This is a genomic window from Mesorhizobium sp. M0145 (assembly GCF_040322355.1).
Classification (GTDB): domain Bacteria; phylum Pseudomonadota; class Alphaproteobacteria; order Rhizobiales; family Rhizobiaceae; genus Mesorhizobium.
Window position 1 is genome coordinate 1 of the sequence record NZ_JAMYTK010000026.1, and the last position, 20,560, is coordinate 20,560.

Annotated in this window: 14 protein-coding genes; 8 read left to right on the forward strand and 6 right to left on the reverse strand. The window is 61.6% G+C overall.

Going from position 1 to position 20,560, the window contains the following annotated elements; all coding sequences use genetic code 11:
* The first annotated feature begins 184 nt into the window (after nucleotides 1–184).
* From NKJ28_RS27100 to NKJ28_RS27120, 5 genes are read left to right on the forward strand one after another with little or no spacing between them, the layout of a single operon-like run.
* Complete coding sequence (locus tag NKJ28_RS27100) at nucleotides 185–1,261, forward strand: Gfo/Idh/MocA family protein (RefSeq protein WP_352457863.1); 1,077 nt, start codon at nucleotides 185–187, stop codon at nucleotides 1,259–1,261.
* On the forward strand, nucleotides 1,261–2,079 hold the full coding sequence (locus tag NKJ28_RS27105; protein WP_352457864.1) for a sugar phosphate isomerase/epimerase family protein: 819 nt from the start codon (nucleotides 1,261–1,263) through the stop codon (nucleotides 2,077–2,079). Before NKJ28_RS27100 ends, NKJ28_RS27105 begins: the two co-directional genes overlap by 1 nt.
* Nucleotides 2,079–2,912: an alpha/beta fold hydrolase gene (locus tag NKJ28_RS27110; RefSeq protein ID WP_023680303.1), complete on the forward strand. Its 834-nt coding sequence runs from the start codon at nucleotides 2,079–2,081 to the stop codon at nucleotides 2,910–2,912. Before NKJ28_RS27105 ends, NKJ28_RS27110 begins: the two co-directional genes overlap by 1 nt.
* Entirely contained in the window at nucleotides 2,909–3,631 is a 723-nt protein-coding gene (locus NKJ28_RS27115) for a ribulose-phosphate 3-epimerase (protein WP_352524746.1), read from the forward strand. The genes NKJ28_RS27110 and NKJ28_RS27115 overlap by 4 nt, the downstream gene beginning before the upstream one ends.
* Nucleotides 3,631–4,668 carry an ROK family protein gene (locus tag NKJ28_RS27120; protein WP_352637643.1) on the forward strand — a complete coding sequence of 346 codons (1,038 nt, stop codon included), beginning with the start codon at nucleotides 3,631–3,633 and terminating at the stop codon, nucleotides 4,666–4,668. The genes NKJ28_RS27115 and NKJ28_RS27120 overlap by 1 nt, the downstream gene beginning before the upstream one ends.
* Nucleotides 4,669–5,251: 583 nt before the next feature.
* Here NKJ28_RS27120 and NKJ28_RS27125 read toward each other — a convergent pair.
* The 6 genes from NKJ28_RS27125 to NKJ28_RS27150 all read right to left on the reverse strand — a co-directional run bounded on the left by NKJ28_RS27125 (nucleotide 5,252) and on the right by NKJ28_RS27150 (nucleotide 11,728).
* Nucleotides 5,252–6,025 (reverse strand): SDR family NAD(P)-dependent oxidoreductase, encoded by a 774-nt coding sequence (locus tag NKJ28_RS27125; RefSeq protein WP_023679412.1) that lies wholly within the window; start codon nucleotides 6,023–6,025, stop codon nucleotides 5,252–5,254.
* Between the two features lie 39 nt (nucleotides 6,026–6,064).
* On the reverse strand, nucleotides 6,065–6,793 hold the full coding sequence (locus NKJ28_RS27130; RefSeq protein ID WP_023679413.1) for an SDR family oxidoreductase: 729 nt from the start codon (nucleotides 6,791–6,793) through the stop codon (nucleotides 6,065–6,067).
* On the reverse strand, nucleotides 6,790–8,103 hold the full coding sequence (locus NKJ28_RS27135) for a D-tagatose-bisphosphate aldolase, class II, non-catalytic subunit (RefSeq protein WP_352637645.1): 1,314 nt from the start codon (nucleotides 8,101–8,103) through the stop codon (nucleotides 6,790–6,792). The genes NKJ28_RS27130 and NKJ28_RS27135 overlap by 4 nt, the downstream gene beginning before the upstream one ends.
* Complete coding sequence (locus tag NKJ28_RS27140; protein WP_352637646.1) at nucleotides 8,100–9,101, reverse strand: tagatose kinase; 1,002 nt, start codon at nucleotides 9,099–9,101, stop codon at nucleotides 8,100–8,102. The genes NKJ28_RS27135 and NKJ28_RS27140 overlap by 4 nt, the downstream gene beginning before the upstream one ends.
* Nucleotides 9,102–9,359: 258 nt before the next feature.
* Nucleotides 9,360–10,592: an ROK family transcriptional regulator gene (locus tag NKJ28_RS27145; RefSeq protein WP_352637647.1), complete on the reverse strand. Its 1,233-nt coding sequence runs from the start codon at nucleotides 10,590–10,592 to the stop codon at nucleotides 9,360–9,362.
* Nucleotides 10,593–10,843: 251 nt separating this feature from the next.
* Nucleotides 10,844–11,728 carry a sugar phosphate isomerase/epimerase family protein gene (locus tag NKJ28_RS27150; protein ID WP_023679418.1) on the reverse strand — a complete coding sequence of 295 codons (885 nt, stop codon included), beginning with the start codon at nucleotides 11,726–11,728 and terminating at the stop codon, nucleotides 10,844–10,846.
* Between the two features lie 856 nt (nucleotides 11,729–12,584).
* Here NKJ28_RS27150 and metH point away from each other — a divergent pair.
* The 3 genes from metH to NKJ28_RS27165 all read left to right on the forward strand — a co-directional run bounded on the left by metH (nucleotide 12,585) and on the right by NKJ28_RS27165 (nucleotide 20,494).
* Nucleotides 12,585–16,394: a methionine synthase gene (metH, locus tag NKJ28_RS27155; protein WP_036239289.1), complete on the forward strand. Its 3,810-nt coding sequence runs from the start codon at nucleotides 12,585–12,587 to the stop codon at nucleotides 16,392–16,394.
* 730 nt (nucleotides 16,395–17,124) lie between these two features.
* Nucleotides 17,125–18,651, forward strand: coding sequence for an FAD-dependent oxidoreductase (locus tag NKJ28_RS27160; protein ID WP_031212556.1), 1,527 nt, complete (start codon nucleotides 17,125–17,127; stop codon nucleotides 18,649–18,651).
* Nucleotides 18,652–19,291: 640 nt separating this feature from the next.
* A complete protein-coding gene (locus NKJ28_RS27165) occupies nucleotides 19,292–20,494 on the forward strand; it encodes an ABC transporter substrate-binding protein (protein ID WP_023679423.1) in 1,203 nt (400 codons plus the stop codon).
* The last annotated feature ends 66 nt before the right edge of the window (nucleotides 20,495–20,560 follow it).

A 20,560-nucleotide genomic window follows, 5' to 3' on the forward strand; every position in this document is an offset into this window, starting at 1 on the left:
GTACCGGCCCCCCCCCTAGACTCACCTCCCTCGTGGGGGGGCCTCGCTCATTTGTTAATATTCCATCTGTCAATGGGGGGGGGGGTGCGGTATCTTCAACCGGACCCCGCGCCCGCCTCCCCGGGGCCCGCGGTCAAGACCAACCGCCAGACGATGCGCGGCTACGGCGCCTGAGGAAGAGACCATGATCCGCAAGCAAGACCGTCGCCTACGTGTCGGTGTGCTCGGCTGCGGGCCGATCGCGCAATTTGCCCATCTGGAATCCTGCGTGAAAGCCAGGAATGCCGACCTCTATGCGATCTGCGATGCCGCTCCCGACCTGCTGGCGCGCATGGGCGCGACTTATGAGCCCGAAAAAATGTATGGCGACTACGATGAGATGCTCGCCGACCCTGAGCTGGAAGCGGTGATCGTTGCGACCTCGGACGCCTATCACGTTGCGATGTCGATCAAGGCGCTCGAGGCCGGCAAGCACGTGCTGTGCGAGAAGCCGATCGGCGTCTCGGTCGAGGAAGGTGAGACGCTCGCCGATGCGGTTAAGCGCTCCGGCAAGGTGCTGCAGGTCGGACATATGAAGCGCTTCGACCCGGCACTGGAAGCGGCGCGCGATTTCGTCCGCGACGAGATGGGCGAAATCCTGGCGCTGAAGGCCTGGTATTGCGATTCCACGCATCGCTACACCAACACCGACGCGGTGCAGCCGCTGCCCGTCACCAGCAAGCTGGCAAAGAAGCCGGCCGGCAATCCGAAGGCCGACCTCAGGCAGTATTTCATGCTCGCGCACGGCTCGCACCTTGTCGATACAGCACGCTTCCTCTGCGGCGAGATTGTCGCGGTGCGCGCCCGCCTCAATGAGCGTTTCGGCGCCTATTGCTGGTTCGTCGAAACTGAATTCGCCAATGGCGCGCTCGGCCATCTCGACCTCACCGTCGCCGTCCGCATGGACTGGCACGAAGGCTTTCAACTCTATGGCGAGAACGGCTCCGTGATCGCAAAGACCTTCAATCCCTGGTATTTCCGAGCGAGCGAGGTCGACATCTTTCACGAGAAGGATGCGACGGCGCGAAAGCCGCTTGGCGCCGACGGCCATTTCTTCAGGCGGCAACTCGAAGGCCTCGCCAACACGGTCCTCGACGGCGCGCCGCTGCGCGGCGCCGATGTCGAGGACGGCCTCGCCTCGATCCGCGCCATGGTGGCGATCGCCCGCTCGGTGGAGAGCGGGCTGCGCGTCGAGATCGCTGCCGTCACGGGAGCGGTCTGATGCAGGTCGGGGTGTTCGCCAGGACCTTCCCGGGCAGCGAGCCGGCCGGCGTGCTGGCGGCGGTGCGCGACGCGGGATTTGCCGTCACCCAGTTCAATCTTGCCTGCGCCGGCCTGCCGTCGATGCCGGATGCGGTACCTGACGGTGCCATCAGCGCCATCGCGGCAGCATCCGGTGCCTCCGGCGTCGCCCTGGTGGCGCTGTCGGGCACCTACAATATGGCCCATTCGGACAAAGCGGTGCGCGACGACGGCATGCGCCGGCTTGGCGTGGTCATCAAGGCCGCGGCGTCCCTTGCTGTTCCGCTCGTCACCCTGTGCACGGGAACGCGCAACGCGGACGATCAATGGGCGTATCACCCCGACAACGCCGACCGTGAGGCATGGGACGACATGGCAGGCGAGATCGAAAAGGCGCTTCAACTCGCCGAGCGTCATGGCGTCGATCTCGGCATCGAGCCCGAACAGGCCAACATCGTAACCTCGGCGCAGGATGCGATGCGCCTCATCGCCGAGATGGGCTCGAAGCGGTTGCGCGTCGTGCTCGATCCGGCCAACCTGTTCGAACAGGCGAGCCCCGAGGAAGCAAGCGCCATCGTGGCCGCCGCCGTCGAACGCACTGCCGGCCACGTCGCCATGGCGCATGCCAAGGACCGCTTCGCCGACGGGCGCTTTGCCACCGCCGGCAGGGGCGTCGTCGATTTCCCGGATTTCGTCGCCAGGCTGAAGTCATCAGGCTTTGACGGGCCGCTGGTCACGCATGGCCTCTCGGCCGAAGAGGCACCAGGGGTTGCTCGCTTCCTGATGGGGCTGACCTGATGGCGCGCCTGGCCGCTCTGCTTCGCGACGACGCCACGCTTCGGATTTCTGATAATGGCAACGGGCTTGCCGTCGTCTTCCAGCATGGGCTGGGCGGCGGCGAGGCGCAAATCGCCCAGGCTTTCCCGGCCGGTGCCGACTTGCGGCGCATCACGCTGGAATGCCGCGGGCACGGCGCCTCCGGACTGGGCAGCCGCCGTCCGTTTTCCCTGAGCATGTTCGCGGACGATGTTGTTGCCGCCGCCGATCAAGCCGGTCTCGACCGTTTCGTCGCCGGCGGCGTTTCCATGGGCGCCGCCATTGCCTTGCGCCTTGCCTGTCGCCACCCGGACCGCATCGCGGGTCTGCTGCTTGTACGCCCGGCCTGGATTTTCGACAGCGCGCCGGTGAACCTGCGGCCGATCGCCGAGGTCGCCGGCCTCATCCTCGACCACGGCCCCGACAAGGCCAGGACGATCTTCGCGCAATCGGAAACCGCCGAGCGCCTGCAGCGCCACGCGCCCGACAATCTCGCCTCATTATTCGGCTATTTCGACCGGCCGGACGCCGCGCCATTCGCGCAGGTCCTCGCCGACATCGCCGCCGACGGACCGGGCGTTTCTGAAAGCAACGCCGCTGCCCTTGGCGTCCCCACGCTGGTCATCGGCAACGCCATGGATGCGGTGCATCCGCTGCCGGCTGCGCGCACGCTTGCCACGGCGATCCCCGGCGCAACCTTTGCGGAAATCTCTCCCAAGGCGCTCGACAGCGTCAGGCATTTCGCCGAGCTGCAGGCTGAGATCACGACCTTCCTTCGCGCTCACTTCAACATCCGGAGCCTTGTCCCGTTATGACGACCAAATCCCTGTCCGGCCCCGCTGCCATCGCCGCCCTTCCGCGCAACCGGCTGCTCGGCGAGTTTTCGCTGTGGTCGGCCGACCTCGCCAATATGGAGCGCGACCTGAAGCGCATAGATCCGTTTGTCGACCTCCACCACATCGACGTCGCGGACGCCCGCTTCACCCCCGGCTTCCTGTTCTTTCCGGACCTAGTGGCGCGGATTGCCATGCTGACGGCAAAGCCGATCCATGTGCATTTGATGGTTGAAGCGGAGATCGTCGAGGAGCAGACGCGCCAATTCATCGAGGCCGGCGCCGATCTTGTCAGCGTCCATGCGGAAAACGGCGAGGCCGGCCTACGCGCCGTGCGGCTGGCGCGTGAGCTCGGCGTCGAGGCCGGGGTGGTGCTGAGACTGGAAACGCCGGTGGCCGCGGTCAAACCTTTCCTGTCGCAAGTGGCTTTCGTGACGCTTCTCGGCACATCCATCGGCGTCAAGGGCCAGAGCCTGTCCGACCAGGCCGGCCCGCGCCTGATCGAGGCACGGGCGCTGATGCGAAAAGCAGGTCGAGAGAACGAAATCATCTTGGCTGCCGATGGCGGCATCCGCCACGAAACGGTGCCCCGCCTGCGCGCCGCCGGCGCCGAAACCGTGGTGCTCGGATCGCTGGCATTCGGCGACCCCGACCTTGCGCAGCGCATGGCCTGGCTGCATGGGCTGGAGATTGCCGCCTGATGACAAAGGTTGCGCTTGCCTTCGATCTCGGCGGAACGGAGCTGCGCGGCGCGCTGGTCGAGAGCGGCGGCCACGTGATCGCCCATGTTTCGGCCCCGACGATGGCGATCGCGGGATCGGAAGCGGTGATCGGCCAGATCATCGCGCTGGCCGGGGACCTTCTGACACAGCACCCACAGGCCAAGGTTGCCGGCATCGGCGTCGGCGCACCGGGGCCGCTCGACCCCAAGGCCGGGATCGTGATCGCACCGCCGACACTGGCTGGCTGGCACGACGTGCCGTTGATCGACATTCTCGGCAAGTATTTCGGTCTGCCGGTGCGGCTGGAGAACGACGCCAATGCCGCAGCGCTCGGCGAATGGCGCTTCGGCGCCGGGCGTGGCACCGGGTCGATGGTGTTCGTCACCGTGTCGACTGGCATTGGCGGTGGCGTCGTTGCCGAGGGTCACATCTATCATGGCCGGCGCGGGCTGGCGGCCGAGATCGGCCACATGACCATCACCGGCGAAGGCGACCGCTGCTTCTGCGGCGCCGTCGGCTGCTTCGAGGCGGTCGCCTCCGGAACCGCGCTCGGGCGGCGCGCCACGGCGCTGACGGCGCCGGGCGACGGCTCGCTGCTGCGTCGCCTTGCGGCCGACGGCGACGTCTCGGCCAGGCACGTGGTCGAGGCCGCGCGTGCAGGCGACGGGCGCGCGCGCACACTCATCGAGGCGGAGGCGAATTGGCTGGGCATCGGCTTCACCAATCTGCTTCATCTCTATTCGCCGGACCTGATCGTAATGGGTGGCGGTCTCGCCAACGGTTTCGACCTCTTGGCTCCAAGCATCAGGGCGGTCGTCGAGCAGCGGGCGATGCCCGCCTACCGGGACGTACCCATCGTGCCGGCGCAACTCGGCAATCAGGCCGGACTGATCGGCGCCGCCAGCCTGATCCTGTGGGAAGGCGAACCAGGCGCGCCGCTGGCGATGGCGCAAGATGACGAAAACAACAACGACACGACCAAACGTGCCGGTGCCCGGGAGGCAGGCCATGGCTGAGCTCAAGCTGAGCGGCGTGCGCAAATCCTACAGATCCGTCGAGGTCATTAGTCCACGAAAATTATGAAGGGGTAGCATTTCGTCCTATCCTCCCGATCTTGTAATTTGTTGGCTGCGACAACAAACAAATTCCATGACCTATATCAATGGGCATTAAGCCGACGGCGAGCCGTCTGATCGCCCGGTCTCCCTCGAATGAGTTAGAAGGCAGGCGACTCTGCTCGACTACACCGCTGGAGGTGCGCGCCATCGCAATGGGCGCATACAAGCCTTCTGGTAGTCGCGGCGAGACTGCGAACTGCCCAGCGGCGGCATGACCGTTCGAAGCAGGGCTCGGCCAGCGTCGCCCATGCGGAGGCGTCACTAATTTTGCTGAAGATTGCCGATCTACATTGGTCGGCGGTGCCTGGCGGGCGGCTCGACTGTTGGTTGGGGACAAGGATTTCGACGTGGTTCGCGCTGGCTGCGATCGGCGCCGAGGTTACCTAAGGCGATGTGCCGGCGGCCGAAGCCGCATCCACCTTCTCGAGCTCGAGCTTCGGTGAGAGAAGTGACCGCGAGGAAACTCTTGGCTGCTACCGTCCTACCAGCACGTAAATCCCCCATCGACGGGTACGACGGCTCCGGTCATCAAACTGGCCGCGTCGGAAGCGAGGAACAGGACAGCGCTGGCGACTTCGTGCGCCTGGCCCATGCGGCCCATTGGCGTGTCTCGCAACCACGCTTCTATACGCGGCGCGTTTTCCGGAATCGCCAGGACCATCGGCGTTTCGATGTAGGTTGGCGCCACCGCGTTAACCCGCACGCCATGAGGCGCCCACTCGGCGGCGATCGAGCGGGTCATGTGATGCACGGCCGCCTTGGAGACATTGTAAGGTGTTTGCGGCTGCGGCCGGTTGCAGATCGTGCCCGACATGGAACCCAGATTGACGATTGAGCCGCGGCCGGCCGCGATCATGTGGCGGCCGAAAGCGCGCGAGCACCAGAAGACGCCGTTGATGTTGACGTTCATCATCCACAGCCAGAGTTCATCACTGATATCTTCCGACGAAATGCCGCTGCTGCCGACGCCGGCATTGTTGACGAGAATCGAAGCCGGCGTGCCACGAGTGGCGAGCGTGTCAGCAATCTCGCTCATCCTTGTTGACGAAGTGACGTCACCGAGCATCAGCTCGGCCGAGTAGCCTTTCGCAGTCAGTGCATCCCTGCCAGCACTGCCGATCTGCTCGTCGGGCTCTATGATGACCACATGCGCTCCGGACTCGCCCAACGCTTCGGCACATGCGAGGCCAATACCTCTGCCTCCGCCGGTCACCACGGCGACCTCGTTGTCCACCCTGAAGCGCGCTTGGTACATGGCCTACCTCCCCGAATTTCGATGCCGAGACGCTACGTCTCAAATGTCGAAGTTGGTCGGCAGAATGACGATATCGCGAATTGTCACCGTTCTCGGCCGGGTCAGCATGAACAGCAGGACTTCGGCAATTTCCTTCGGCTCAAACAGATTTCCGGCCGCCATCGCCCGGTCGAGGTTCTCCTTCGGCCAGTCGGCGACGAGGGGCGTCAGGACCGGTCCGGGGGCGATCGCGCCGACACGGATGCCGTGCTTCGCCACCTGTCGCCTCAGCGCATGGACGAACGCTTGAACTGCGTGCTTGGAAGCGGTGTAGATCGGCTCCCATGGTATTGCGGTATGGCCGGCAACGGAACTGGTGACGACAATGTCTCCCGTGCCCCGCTCGATCATGTGCGGCAGGACCGCATGGACCGTTCGGAATACGGCATTGACGTTCAGCTTCAGCATCCCGTCAAAGGCGTCCGGATCACCATCAATGAAATCGCCGCCGATATAGGCGCCGGCATTGGCATGGAAGGCGTCGAGGTGACCGACCTTGTCCAGAATGCCGGGCATCATGCCTGCCACGCTTTCCGGATTGGTGAGATCCACCCTCAAAGGAATCGCGTTCTCGCCGAGATCAGCAGCCAGGCTGCGCAGTTTCTCATCCGCATAGTCGATCAGGACCACCCGCGCGCCAGCATCGAGACAACCACGGACACAAGCAAGGCCGATACCCGATGCCGCGCCCGTGATTGCAATGACCTTTCCAGAGAGTTGTTCGCTCATCTTCGTCCTCCAGCCGTCGGGTTGCTTTCGGTGTTGAGTGCCTCGCCCGTGCAGGCGAAGCGGTACTCGTCCAGGCTGCGCTGGATCGAGGCGATCAGTAACGAGGTAGGCTCGAGCGGTTTGCCTGCAAACGCCTCGAATGCGGGCAGATGCTGGCGAAACAGCGTGAGCGGCACCGTCTTGCCGTGCAGGGCCGCGGTCAGGCTCGCGACCGCTGCTTCCGCCTCCGGCTGGTTCCAGTAATACCGGATGCGGTCCGAGAACGAGTAGTGGCGCTGGATGCGCTGTTCGGCTTCCGAGCTGTGATAGTGGCCCTGCCAATTGCCGGGTTTGGCCAGCATCAATCGCTCCATGGCCTGATAGAGTGGACGGGCTCCGTATTCAGGCAAAAGATCGGTCGCGATAAGGTCCAGCGCGTAGAGCGCCTCACGCAGGACGAAGGTCAATTCCGGCCCCACTTTCAGGATCGGGAAGCCGTCCTCGACCAATTGGCGCAAATATGTTCGTCCCTGGTAGTCGGTTGAATGCGCCTCGTAGACCAGGCCAGGCTCCTGCTCGAGCAGCCGCGTCAGCCCGCGTGCCCTGGCGGAATCGTAAAGGACCACATTCTCATTGCCGAACTCCACACCGGGCTGGACCACCAGTGCGATGACGCGTGAGAACGCATCGGCCAAGCCTTGCTTCAGGAACAGGTCGCGATGAACATCGATCGTGTGCGTCGCCGCCGCTACGCTGGTCGGCTCAATGTCGCTGATTGCATGGTTGGCGCCGCCGGGCGTCGGCACCTCGGTGCCGATGATGTAGACCGGGGCCTCATCTCCTGCGGCGCGCGCCGCGCGCTCTGCCGCCAAGGCCAGCCGCGCTGCACGCTCCGCCGTTCTGGCGTCGTCGAGCGCGGCAGGCTCGCCGGCGCATCCCATCGAAGCATCGAGGTGGATCTTTCGAAAGCCGGCGGACACGTACGCCGTGACCATCTCTTCTGCCTTCGCCATCGCTGGGCCGGCATGTTCCCCGCGCCACGGATTTGGCCCAAGGTGATCCCCACCGAAGATGATCCTTTCCATCGGAAGCTTTTCTTCTGCCGATATGTGCTGGACGAGACGAACAAAATCGCTGGGCAGCATTCCGGTGTAGCCACCGAACTGGTTGACCTGGTTGCAGGTTGCTTCGATCACAAGCATGTCGGAGAAGCGTGCAGCATTGCGCGCTGCTGCCCGAATGACCAATGGATGCGCTGAGCAGACAGACGTGACGCCTATCGGCGAACCATTGCGCCGCGCCGCCGCCAGGCTTTTGAGGAGACCGGTCATCGAGCGTTTCTCGGGGTCACGGCGATGAATTCGTCAAGCTGCCGACGCGAGGCGGCACCTTCCATCGGACCTTGAATAGTAACGTTGCGGGCTCCCGCGGCATTGGCATACTCTAGGGCTTTGAACACAGGCATGCCGAGACGGCGGCAAGCGACGTAAGCGCCGCCGAAACAGTCGCCAGCGCCCGTCGGATCAATTTCCGCAACCCTGAACGCCGAGCAATCAATCCGCGAGCCGTCAGCACCGAAGAATGTTGATCCGTGTTCGCCGCGTTTAAGCGCAATCTCTGTCACACTGCGCCCAAAGAGCGCGATGACCGCGGCAGATTCACCATCAACTCCAGCTGCCATGAACAATTCGTCGCCGGAGGGCAGGATAAGGTCGGCGACATCGACGAGCTTGGCGAAGCGCTCCTGCGTCTGCCCGAGCCCGAGCAATTCCTTGCGCAAGTTCGGGTCAAGTGAAACGGAGCCGCCGCGCCGCTTGATGACGCCGATGGCATGATCCATCGTCTCCCAGATACCCGGGATGGCAAAAGCGCTACCCATGACGTGGAGGTGTCCAGCCCGCTCGAAGAGCGCCTTCGCTTCAACCGTCAGGCTCACCAGGGCCGCCGCCGATTTTCCGATGTTGAAGACAAAGTCGCGCGAGCCGTCATTGCGATAGCGAACAAACGCGCTTCCGGTCGGATAATCCTGGCTGACCGAGATGGCCGATACGTCCACGCCGTCAGACCGGAGCCGCTCGATGTTGATGCGGCCGAAATCGTCATCGCCGACCGAGGCGACAATTGCCGCCGACCCGCCGATCTTGGCGCATTGATCGATGAAAATCGCCGGCGCGCCGCTGGGAAAGGGGCCGATAAGCTCTATCGGCTCGAGAAAGCCGTCGCCGCGACTTTTAGCCATGATCTCCACCAGGATCTCGCCGATGACCACCGTCGGCCCTAGTGCGTCGGGTGCGAGCTTGGTCTGACTTAAAATCGCATCTGCGGGCATCATACAACTCGGCTAGCGCACATCTTTTGACTGGAGCACGCGCCTGGAGGTTGCGGCCGCTCGCTCCACAGCGAACGACAACCCGAGACGGCCACGATGGGAATGCGGGATGCTCCTCCAGAGGCTACATTAATTATGTTTGTCGCTTTATGCAACATATTAATCAATCGAGACGGACACGCCACAATGGCGTTCTAAATCGCGATCAGACGGGTAGCCCGAGCAGCAGCATCGGTTCGGCAGTGCCGAACCTGGACATTAGTCTTCGTCTTCCTCTGCCCCTTCGAGTTCCGCCGTACCGTCGGCGAAACGCTGGCTTTGCAGAGACAAGTATCGCTGATGTAACATGCAGGCCGCACCGAAGGCGGAACCGACAGTTCCTTCATCATTCATTGTGATCGATGGGAACGGGAAACTGGATTCCTGTATGGCATGGATGTGTGCAGCGACCCTGGCAGCCATCAAGGGATAGAGTGCGGCGACCGAACCGCCTAGCACGATCTTGTCGGCGTCGATGATTCGGCAAGTCTGCACCAGGCCTATTGCCAAAGCCCTTGCCCAGTCCTCGGCTGTTGAGACGGCGCTGGGCAACCGGTTTTGGACATCGGAAAGGAAGTTGCCGAATGTCGGATCACTGAGGGCGGAGGTCTTGCGATAATCGGCCATAATGTTTTCAAGGCCGATTAGTTGTTCGAGATTGCGGCGCGGGCCTGGCGCGTCGCTGATAATCAAGTGCCCAATCTCCCCCGCCAGCCCGTTGGCGCCGCGAAAAAGGCTGCCGTCAACGATAATGCCGCCGCCGACACCGCTCTCCATAACGAGAAAAAGCGTGACGCCGGAATGCACCTCGCTGCGCCCGTAAGTCGCGCCGATCGCGAATGCGTTGGCATCGTTCTCGGCAAGGACCGGAACACGAATCGGCAGGGCGTCTCTCACCAGCTTTGCAAGGTGAACATTTCGCCAGCCGAGAAGCGGCGCAAAGTGGACGAAGCCATTCTTATCCATTTGCGCCGGGGTTGATACGCCAACGCCTTCACATCGCTCCAGTTTTGACACAGGAATAGATTGGAGAGCCAGCCTCACGGCGCGGTCGACCGCGGCCTCTACGTTGATCGACGGACCATCAAACGGTTCCACATTCGTCGAAACGATATTGGTTCCAAGATCGATCTCTACCGTACTGATATGCTCGACACCGATCTCGACCCCAAGGAAGAAAATAGCATCCGGCACAAGCTCCAGCATGATGCCGGGACGGCCGGCTCGGGCACAGCCCGCTTGTTCAGGCAGATCCTCAATTGCTTCGCGCACCAGACCGTCAGCCGTCAGGCTCGCGATGATATGCCCCGACGAAGAGCGGTTAAGCCGTAACTTGCGCGCGAGTTCGGCTCGAGTGAGACGTCCAAATTGATGAAGGGCTCTTAGAGCCGCCACTTCATTGTTTTGTCGAATCCTGCGATTTGAACTGGCGGTCAGCGCCGGGTCATTCACTTAGGTCTCTCCAGGTTACCTGCGGTCCGCAAGCCGAACGCAACCACAACGCGCTCACTTGGTACACGCCGCGCAGGCGTGCAGCAACTGGCGCGATCTTATTGAACGCGCATCCCCCGAAGCTTCTGTCTCACGGATCCGAGGCTGCCGATGAACAGCGAAAAAACCGCAGCACTACAGCGCTGAAGACCGCGGAGCAGGGCGCCTTAGGCAGAGGGTCCGCACTGCCGCATAATCAGATTATCCTCGACTTATGGACGGGCATTCGTCGTTCGCCGACGAACCGCCTCTTGCATTTTCAGGTCGATGAAGGCCTTGGCGTGCTTTGCCAACGGCATGTTCTCGGTCCAGGTATCGCGCCATATGGCGCATGCGAGGGACAGACCCTCATCGACCACGGCGCTGGAGAACGATTCAAAGGTGATGTCGCGGTTATAGCCGATGTCTAGCAGCGCGTCGAAGATGCGATCGAAATCGATCACTCCATCGCCGAGGTAGCCGCGATTGCTTTCGCCGATGTGAAAATAGCCGATCTTGTCGCCGGCCAGACGAATGGCCGCCGCTGGATTGGCCTCTTCGATGTTCATATGAAACGTGTCGAGATGGAGCGTGACGTGATCGGAGCCGGTCGCCTTGATGAAGTCGAGGCCCTGAGCCGCCGTGTTCAAGAGATTCGTCTCGAACCGGTTGACGACCTCCAGGACCAGATCGACGCCGGCCTTCTTTGCTGCGTCAGCCGTCTTGGCAATGGCTGCAATGCTGTTCTTGCGGCCGCGATCACTCGGCATTGTCGAGTATTTCGTATGCGCGGAATAGAGAATGCCCCCGAGCTTGGTGCCGCCGATGTCCCGCACCGCCGCGACTGCATTCGCGAGTAATTCCTCACCTGCCTTCACGACAGCGCCGTCCTCGCTCGACACATCGGCGCCCAAGGGCAGGCCCATGGTGAGGGCGATTTCGAGATCTAACGACTGAGCCTTCTTGGCGAGGCGATGGATGTCGAACTTTTCGGGTTGAAGATACGCAAACTCGATCAGCCGGTAACCGCACGCAGCCGAATTCTCCATCGCTTCTTCAAGCATGGCCTGAGTGCCACCGCCGGTCCATACGAACGAATGAATGCCCAATCTGCGCATCGGCTGTTTCCTCCTGGGTACTGGCGACTCTATAAATGTTGACAATGACAACAAAAATGCCCCCATCGTGACAAATGTCAAGGTCCTCGACGGCGCAACCAATGCTTGTGCGCGCGGCAACTCCTAACCGGATCGAGCATCATTCACGCAAATATGCAGAGGATAATACGCGGAATCCCGGGGCCGTTGCCTCGGCGGGTTTTTTGGCTTGACAGAATTCCCGTACCGTTTAATTTGTGGCCAAGAACAACATATAACGCTGCCAACCAGCGAAACGTGGAGGAGGAAATTAACTTGCCCTGATCCAATTTCTCCGCTCTTCGCGACAGATGGGCTGATAGCGCTCTTCTGTGCTCGTTCGCATGAATATGGCCAACTCGGTCCGTGAGTTGAGACCAAGCCGGCAATTCGAAACAGCAGAAAATGTTGCCTCCCAAGGCCGGCACCTGAGGGGAGTTTTCTGCTCGGGTGCGGGCACGAAAAGCGATGAATCTTCATAGGGCCAGTGCCCGTGCGTTGGCGTCTTAAATTTGGATCAAGCCGGGAGGCGCCACCGGGCCGATTGGAGGAAATCGCGGAGGCGGGGCCCCCACAATGCCTTTGATGGCCAGGAGGTTTCCGGTCTGGCGAGAAGGAACATTGCCATGACTGCGAAATGACGGACTGACATTCAAGATTCTTTGGAGGAGTGAAAGATGAGACATGAACTCGGAATAGGCCTTGCCGCATTGGCAGTGGGGCTAACGACCAGCGTGATGCCTGCCATGACGTATCAAAGGTTACAATGAGCACATCATATTTTGACATAAAGATATGTTTATGTCACGGTGTATGATCTTGGAAGCCGAGGCTCACCGTGGTGCATTCTGAATCCTCCTTGGATTCCCTTTTCGGACCCGTTGTCGCCAAGGCGGATGGATCGGAGATTCGTTCTGCCTTGGAATCGGCCGCGCGCGAACGAATCCTCATCCTCGACGGCGCGATGGGCACGCAGATCCAGGGGCATGGCTTCAACGAGGAACAGTTCCGCGGCGACAAGTTCGTCGGCTGCGCCTGCCATCAACAGGGCAACAACGACCTGCTGATCCTGACGCAGCCGAAAGCGATCGAGGAAATCCACTACCAGTACGCGATTGCCGGCGCCGACATCATCGAGACCAACACCTTCTCCTCCACGTCGATCGCCCAGGCCGATTACGGCATGGAGGATGCGGTCTATGACCTGAACCGGGACGGTGCCCGTCTGGTGCGGCGGGCGTGCATTCGCGCCCAACAGGAAGACGGCAAGCGACGCTTCGTCGCCGGCGCGCTGGGACCGACCAACCGCACCGCCTCGATGTCGCCGGACGTCAACAACCCCGGCTATCGCGCCGTCAACTTCGACGATCTGCGCATCGCCTATGGCGAGCAGTTGCGCGGCCTGATCGACGGCGGCGCCGACATCATCCTGATCGAGACGATCTTCGACACGCTGAACGCCAAGGCGGCGATCTTCGCCTGCAACGAGATCTTCCTCGAAAAGGGCGTGCATCTTCCGGTCATGATCTCAGGCACGATCACTGACCTGTCGGGCCGCACGCTGTCGGGCCAGACACCGACGGCCTTCTGGCATTCGATCCGCCACGCCAGTCCGTTCACGGTCGGCCTCAACTGCGCGCTCGGCGCCAACGCCATGCGCGCACATGTCGCCGAGATTTCCGGCGTCGCCAACACCTTCACCTGTGCCTATCCCAATGCCGGCCTGCCCAACGAGTTCGGCCGCTACGACGAGAGCCCGGAATTCATGGCGGCGCAGATCGAGGGTTTTGCGCGCGAGGGACTGGTCAATGTCGTCGGCGGCTGCTGCGGCTCGACGCCGGATCACATCCGCGCCATCGCAGCGGCAGTGAGGAAATATCCGCCGCGCGCCATTCCGGAGATCGAGCGCAAAATGCGCCTGTCAGGTCTGGAACCCTTCACGCTCACCAAGGAAATTCCGTTCGTCAATGTCGGCGAGCGCACCAACGTCACCGGCTCGGCGAAATTCAGGAAACTGATCACCGCCGGCGACTACCCTGCCGCCCTCGACATCGCGCGCGATCAGGTCTCCAACGGTGCCCAGATCATCGACATCAACATGGACGAGGGCCTGATCGATTCGAAGAAGGCGATGGTCGAGTATTTCAACCTGATCGCCGCCGAGCCGGATATCGCCCGCGTGCCGGTGATGATCGACAGTTCGAAATGGGAGATCATCGAGGCTGGCTTGAAATGCGTGCAGGGCAAGCCGCTGGTCAATTCCATCTCGATGAAGGAAGGCGAGGAAGCTTTTCTCCACCATGCGAAACTCGTCCGCGCGTATGGCGCGGCGGTCGTCGTCATGGCGTTCGACGAGGAAGGCCAGGCGGACACGCAGGCGCGAAAAGTCGCCATCTGCACCCGCGCTTACAAGCTCCTGACCGAGCAGGCCGGCTTCCCGCCGGAAGACATCGTTTTCGACCCGAACATCTTCGCCATCGCCACCGGCATCGACGAGCACAACAATTACGGGGTCGACTTCATCGAGGCGACGCGGGAAATCATCCAGACCCTACCTCACGTCCACATTTCGGGTGGCGTCTCGAACCTGTCCTTCTCGTTTCGCGGCAACGAACCGGTGCGCGAGGCCATGCATGCCGTGTTCCTCTACCACGCCATCCAGGCCGGCATGGACATGGGCATCGTCAATGCCGGCCAACTTGCAGTCTACGAATCGATCGATCCGGAACTGCGCGAAGCCTGCGAGGACGTCGTCAACAACCGCCAGCCGGCGGGCGGCGGCAGCGCCACCGAGCGGATGCTGGAACTTGCCGAGCGCTTCAAGGGAACCGCCGGCAAGGAGGCCAAGGAACGCGATCTCGCCTGGCGGGAGTGGACTGTCGACAAGCGCATTTCGCATGCGCTGGTCAATGGCATCACCGAGTTCATCGACGCCGATACCGACGAGGCGCGGCTTGCCGCCGAGCGGCCGCTCCATGTCATCGAGGGCCCGCTGATGGCCGGCATGAACGTCGTCGGCGACCTGTTCGGTGCCGGAAAGATGTTCCTCCCGCAAGTGGTCAAGTCCGCGCGCGTGATGAAACAGGCGGTCGCCGGGCTGCTGCCGCACATGGAAGCCGAGAAGCTGGCCAACGCCGCCAACGGCATCGACACCGGCGAACGCCAGACCGCCGGAAAAATCCTGATGGCGACGGTCAAGGGCGACGTCCATGACATCGGCAAGAACATCGTCGGCGTCGTGCTCGCCTGCAACAACTACGAGATCATCGATCTAGGCGTCATGGTGCCAGCGACTAAGATTCTGCGGACGGCGCGCGAGCAAAACGTCGACATCATCGGCCTCTCCGGCCTGATCACGCCGTCGCTCGACGAGATGGCGCATGTCGCCTCCGAAATGGAGCGCGAAGGTTTCGACATTCCGTTGCTGATTGGCGGGGCGACGACCAGCCGCGTTCACACGGCGGTCAAGATCCACCCGCGCTATGAGCGCGGCCAGACGGTCTACGTCACAGATGCGAGCCGCGCCGTTGGCGTCGTCTCGTCATTGCTGTCCCACCAGGCAAAGGGCGACTATGTCGATATGGTACGCGCCGAGTACCGCAAGGTGGCGGACGCGCATGCGCGTAGTGAAGCCGACAAGCTGCGCCTTCCGCTCGCCAGGGCAAGGGCAAACGCCCACAAGATCGACTGGTCGGGCTATGTCCCGCAAAACCCCTCCTTCCTTGGGCTGAAGGTTTTCGAGACCTGGGACCTCGCCGAACTCGCCCGCTACATCGACTGGACGCCGTTCTTCCAGACCTGGGAGATGAGGGGGCGCTATCCGAAGATTCTCGAAGACGAGGCACAGGGGCCGGCGGCGCGCCAGCTGTTCGAGGATGCACAAGCGGTGCTGAAGCAGATCATCGCGGAACAATGGTTCGCACCGAAGGGCGTGATCGGCTTCTGGCCGGCCAATGCCGTCGGCGACGACATCAGGCTTTTCACCGACGACACGCGTTCGCAAGAGCTGGCGACCTTCTTCACGCTGCGCCAGCAACTGACCAAGCGCGACGGCAAGGCCAACGTCGCCCTGTCGGATTTCGTCGCGCCGCTCGAAAGTGGCAAGGCGGATTATCTCGGCGGCTTCATCGTGACCGCCGGCATCGAGGAAGTGGCGATCGCCGAGCGCTTCGAGCGGGCCAATGACGATTATTCCTCGATAATGGTGAAGGCGCTCGCCGACCGCTTCGCCGAAGCCTTCGCCGAGCGGCTGCACGAGCGTGTCCGAAAAGAGTTGTGGGGCTATGCGCCGGACGAGAACCTGGCCCCGGAGGATCTGATCGGCGAACCCTATTGCGGCATCAGGCCGGCGCCCGGCTATCCGGCGCAGCCCGACCATACCGAGAAGGCGACGCTGTTCAGGCTGCTCGACGGCGAACGCAACGCAGGGGTCACCTTGACCGAAAGCTATGCCATGTGGCCCGGCTCGTCGGTCTCCGGCATCTATCTCGCCCATCCGGAAAGCTATTATTTCGGGGTGGCCAAGATCGAGCGCGATCAGGTGGAGGACTATGCACGGCGCAAAGACATGTCAATTTCGGAGGTCGAGCAGTGGCTCGGGCCCATCCTGAATTACATCCCAGTGCAGGTCGCTGAGGCCGCTGAATAGATTGTCGGCGTACCAGCTTCAAAGTGGAATTCGTCCTGTATTCAAGCCTTGCCGGGCGCGCCAATGAAATCAATGTTTTTGGCGCATCCTCCGGGCCCACCATTGTCGTTATTTATCAATGACTTAGCATCATATTTTGGTTTGGTTGGCCAAGTCAATATTGGCGAACCACGGTGTATCGCGTTGATTTTATTGATTTATGGTAGGCTCCCGAGGACTGCCGATCGATTTGCTGCGCGAGCGTGGCGCATTCGTGCAGTCTTCCAGTCAACGGACGAACTTATGCAAATCCCTGCTCACACATCTGAACTTGGCTCGCACTTTCCGACCGTTGAGACTCACAACAACTGCGACCCTTCGGAGCCCGCTGTCGGCTTATTTTACCCCATTCCCTACACGCGCCATAGATAGGTCCATCCCAAAGCTGGCTCGATTGGCGGGCCGCGCCTCACGCCAGACGATCTATTAGGCTGCGCACGGCCTTCAGACCCACAAGGATGACAAAGGCGCTGCCGCAAGCTCGTCGCCGAAGGGCACGAGATCGGAAATTCAAGCGTGCATGCCGCCCACTGGCAACAAATGATGTGGTCGGACGTTTGGGCAAAAGCGGTGTCGGGCACCTGAAGGCGCACTAGCCAGGCGGAAGGTATTCCGAGGCCGGCGGACCTGAAGATTTCCCGCTTCTTAGCCGTCCAGGCGATTTGACACTGTATCGCCAAGGGAGAAGAAAATGGCTGAAGGTCATTCCAAATTAGAAGGGCCGGATCTGGTCCAGGGCGTCGCGTTCGCCGATCTTCCCGATGGCGGCAAGTTCGTCGGCCATTGTGGCAACGAGCAGGTACTGCTGGTGCGCCGCGGGGCTGAGGTCTTCGCCATCGGGGCGGCATGCACACATTACGGTGGGCCGCTCGTCGACGGTCTTGTGGTGGGGGATACTGTCCGGTGTCCGTGGCATCACGCGTGCTTCGATTTGCGCACTGGCGAGGCCTTGCATGCCCCCGCCTTCAATCCAATCGCATGCTGGTCGGTGGAACTACGCGATGAACGGATATTTGTGGGCGAGAAGCGCAAGCGGACGGCACCGAAGCAGCGCGATAGAGGCTCCGGCCAGGTTCCCGAGAATATCGTCATTGTCGGCGGCGGCGCGGCCGGTTTCGCAGCGGCCGAAAAACTGCGGCGCGAACACTATCATGGCAGCATCGTCATGCTCAGCAACGACGAAGCGCCACCCGTTGATCGGCCCAATCTTTCCAAAGATTACCTCGCCGGCAAAGCACCGGAGGATTGGATCCCGCTCCGCCGGGAGAGCTTCTACTCAAAGAACGATATCGATCTGCATCTCAATGCGGACGTCGTCAGCATCGATGCACGTTCTGGCGAGGTTGTACTCGCTGATGGCGCCCGGACCCCCTATGACAGGCTGCTGCTTGCGACCGGAGCCGAACCGGTCCGCCTCACTATCCCCGGCGCCGACCAGCCACAGGTTCACACGCTGCGCTCGCTCGCAGATTGCAAGGCGATCATCGAGCGAGCCACGACTGCGCGCCGCGCCGTCGTGCTTGGCGCCAGTTTCATTGGCCTGGAAGTTGCCGCGGCCCTGCGCTTGCGCGACATCGAAGTTCATGTCGTGGCACCGGAGAGACGGCCCATGGAGCGGGTCCTTGGTCCGCAAATGGGCGACTTCATCCGCGCCCTCCATGAGCAGAATGGTGTCTTATTCCGTCTCGAAGATACCGCGAGCAGCATCGACGGCACCAACGTGAAACTAAGTAGTGGCAATACGTTGACGGCAGATTTCGTCGTCGTCGGCATCGGCGTGCGACCGCGGACTGGGCTTGCCGAGAAGGCAGGGCTGACCGTTGACGACGGGGTCGTCGTGAACGCGTTTCTGGAGACGAGCGCGCCAGGGATCTTCGCCGCCGGTGACATTGCGCGGTGGCCCGATCCTCACACTGGCGAGAACATTCGGGTCGAGCATTGGGTGGTAGCAGAGAGGCAGGGGCAAACCGCAGCACTCAACATACTCGGCCATCGCGAGAAATTCGTCGCCGTGCCGTTCTTTTGGAGCCAGCATTACGATATTCCCATCAACTATGTCGGTCATGCCGGACAATGGGACGAGATCGCGGTCGATGGAGACATCATTGCCAAAGATTGCCTGCTGCGCTTCAAGCGCAAAGGGCGCACGCTGGCTGTCGCTTCGATCTCCCGCGACATCGAAAGTCTAGAGACAGAGGTGGAAATGGAGCGCCAATGACCTAGCGAAGTGCAAGCTGTTATCCGCCTTCCGTGGCGATCAACATCCAATTGCGCTTCCTCGAGGATATCACAGGCGAACGTCCACGCATCGATCACCTTAATGATCTCCTGGGGATCGCCAGCAACGATCGCATCATTGGGCCGAGCGTGTAACGCTGGCCAGGTCGGAAACGAAGCGAACAGCAATCTCAGCGGTATCATCTCCTTGAGAACGTTGACGACCCGTCGCTTCGCTCGTTCCGATGGACGTCAGCCGCAGCATCTCCTCCCGACCCCGGCGTTCTGCAATCGCTCGCGACCTAATCCGCGCGCTGCGTTCGCTCGGCTTCGCCACCTCTTCCTCTCTACCTAGGCGGAAATCAGAGTCGCCGCCGCTCCGGGCGGGAGAGTCGCAAGAGACCCTGTTGGTCTCCTCGACGGCAAATCGACGTCGGCATAGCGCGACGAGGGTGCGGGTGGTGGACAGTACGACAGCATCGGACGCTAAATCCGCAAGCGTTCCTTCGCACACCTTGCGCACGATTGTATACGAAAATGAAGAATAATGTTGACAATTTTCCAATCCAGGTTTCCCTTTAAGGCATCCGCGCAGCCGATGAGCAAAACACAAAGCGCGATAACCAGAAGGGGAATGCAGAATGATCAACCGACGCGCGACTCTCAAATCGATGGCGCTTGGCGCCGTCTCGACCCTGGCCATCGCCGCCATGGGTATCCCGTCCGTGCAGGCCCAGAACAAGGAACTGAAGATCGGATTCGTCGGTGTCACAAGCGGCTCCGCCGCCGCCTGGGGCACATCGAATGTGCGTTCAATGCAGACGCGTGCCGCCTGGCTCAACGAAACCGGCGGCGTCAAGATCGGTGACAGCACCTACAACGTCAACATCGTTACCTTCGACGATCAGAAAGACCCAAAGCGCGCCATCGCCGGCATGGAGAAGATGGCTCAGGAGGGCATCCACTATGTGGTCGGCCCGAATGTCGATGACGGTGCCGCCGCCGTGCGTCCGGTCGCCGAGGCCAACGGCATCATTTATTTCCCGTACGCTTTCCCGAAGGCGCTTTATCAGAAGCCTGCCTCGAATGCCGTGCTCGGCATGATCGCCAACTATCAATCGGGCCCGGCGATCTACAAATATCTCAAGGAAAAACAGGGGGTGAAGACGATCGCCTTCGTTGCCGCCAATGAATCGGATCCGCTGAGCCAGCGCGATGGTGGCGTCGAGGCAGCCAAGGCGTTGGGCCTCGAGATTGTCGCCCAGAACGACACCTATCAGAACGACACGCGCGACTTCACGCCGGTGCTCACGCCGATCGTTTCGCTGAAGCCCGACCTGCTGGTGCTATCCGGCGTCGCGCCCGCCAATGCGCCGCTGCTCATCCGCGCCGCCCGTGAGCTCGGTTTCGAGGGCCTGATCTCGACCGAAACGGCGCAGGACGCCAAGGTTCTGGAGGAGGGCGCTGGCGAGTACGCCAACGGCTTCATCTCCGTCGGTGGCGCCTCCACGCCGGAAATCGCCTCCGACACGATGAAGGAATTCGTCGACCGCTACACCAAGATGTTCGGCGAATACAATGACGAGTCCAATACCAAGGTCTATGCGCTCGAATACATCCTCGAAACGCTGAAGGCCAATCCGGCGGCAATCGACAATGTCGAGGAGTTCAAGAAGACCATCGACACCTTCTCGGCTCCCAACCCTTACCTGAAAGGCGACGCCAAGCTGAGCTATGTTGGGACGACCTCTTTCGGCCAGAAGCGTCAGCTCGCGGTGCCGATGGTTGTCAATGAGTACAAGGACGGCGCCTTCCAGACCCTGTTCGTCGGCTCGGTTGATTAGGGTTAGGTTCCTGCGGTTATTTCCTCCCGCGTTGCCGGGGGCCCGGAGCATGTTCCGGGTCCCTCG

What these genes read in the sequence shown, in the direction of transcription:
- NKJ28_RS27100 (WP_352457863.1), top strand. Translation starts at nt 185, where the DNA reads ATGATCCGCAAGCAAGACCGTCGCCTACGTGTCGGTGTGCTCGGCTGC.
- NKJ28_RS27105 (WP_352457864.1), top strand. Translation starts at nt 1,261, where the DNA reads ATGCAGGTCGGGGTGTTCGCCAGGACCTTCCCGGGCAGCGAGCCGGCC.
- NKJ28_RS27110 (WP_023680303.1), top strand. Translation starts at nt 2,079, where the DNA reads ATGGCGCGCCTGGCCGCTCTGCTTCGCGACGACGCCACGCTTCGGATT.
- NKJ28_RS27115 (WP_352524746.1), top strand. Translation starts at nt 2,909, where the DNA reads ATGACGACCAAATCCCTGTCCGGCCCCGCTGCCATCGCCGCCCTTCCG.
- NKJ28_RS27120 (WP_352637643.1), top strand. Translation starts at nt 3,631, where the DNA reads ATGACAAAGGTTGCGCTTGCCTTCGATCTCGGCGGAACGGAGCTGCGC.
- NKJ28_RS27125 (WP_023679412.1), bottom strand. Translation starts at nt 6,025, where the DNA reads ATGTACCAAGCGCGCTTCAGGGTGGACAACGAGGTCGCCGTGGTGACC.
- NKJ28_RS27130 (WP_023679413.1), bottom strand. Translation starts at nt 6,793, where the DNA reads ATGAGCGAACAACTCTCTGGAAAGGTCATTGCAATCACGGGCGCGGCA.
- NKJ28_RS27135 (WP_352637645.1), bottom strand. Translation starts at nt 8,103, where the DNA reads ATGACCGGTCTCCTCAAAAGCCTGGCGGCGGCGCGGCGCAATGGTTCG.
- NKJ28_RS27140 (WP_352637646.1), bottom strand. Translation starts at nt 9,101, where the DNA reads ATGCCCGCAGATGCGATTTTAAGTCAGACCAAGCTCGCACCCGACGCA.
- NKJ28_RS27150 (WP_023679418.1), bottom strand. Translation starts at nt 11,728, where the DNA reads ATGCGCAGATTGGGCATTCATTCGTTCGTATGGACCGGCGGTGGCACT.
- NKJ28_RS27160 (WP_031212556.1), top strand. Translation starts at nt 17,125, where the DNA reads ATGGCTGAAGGTCATTCCAAATTAGAAGGGCCGGATCTGGTCCAGGGC.
- NKJ28_RS27165 (WP_023679423.1), top strand. Translation starts at nt 19,292, where the DNA reads ATGATCAACCGACGCGCGACTCTCAAATCGATGGCGCTTGGCGCCGTC.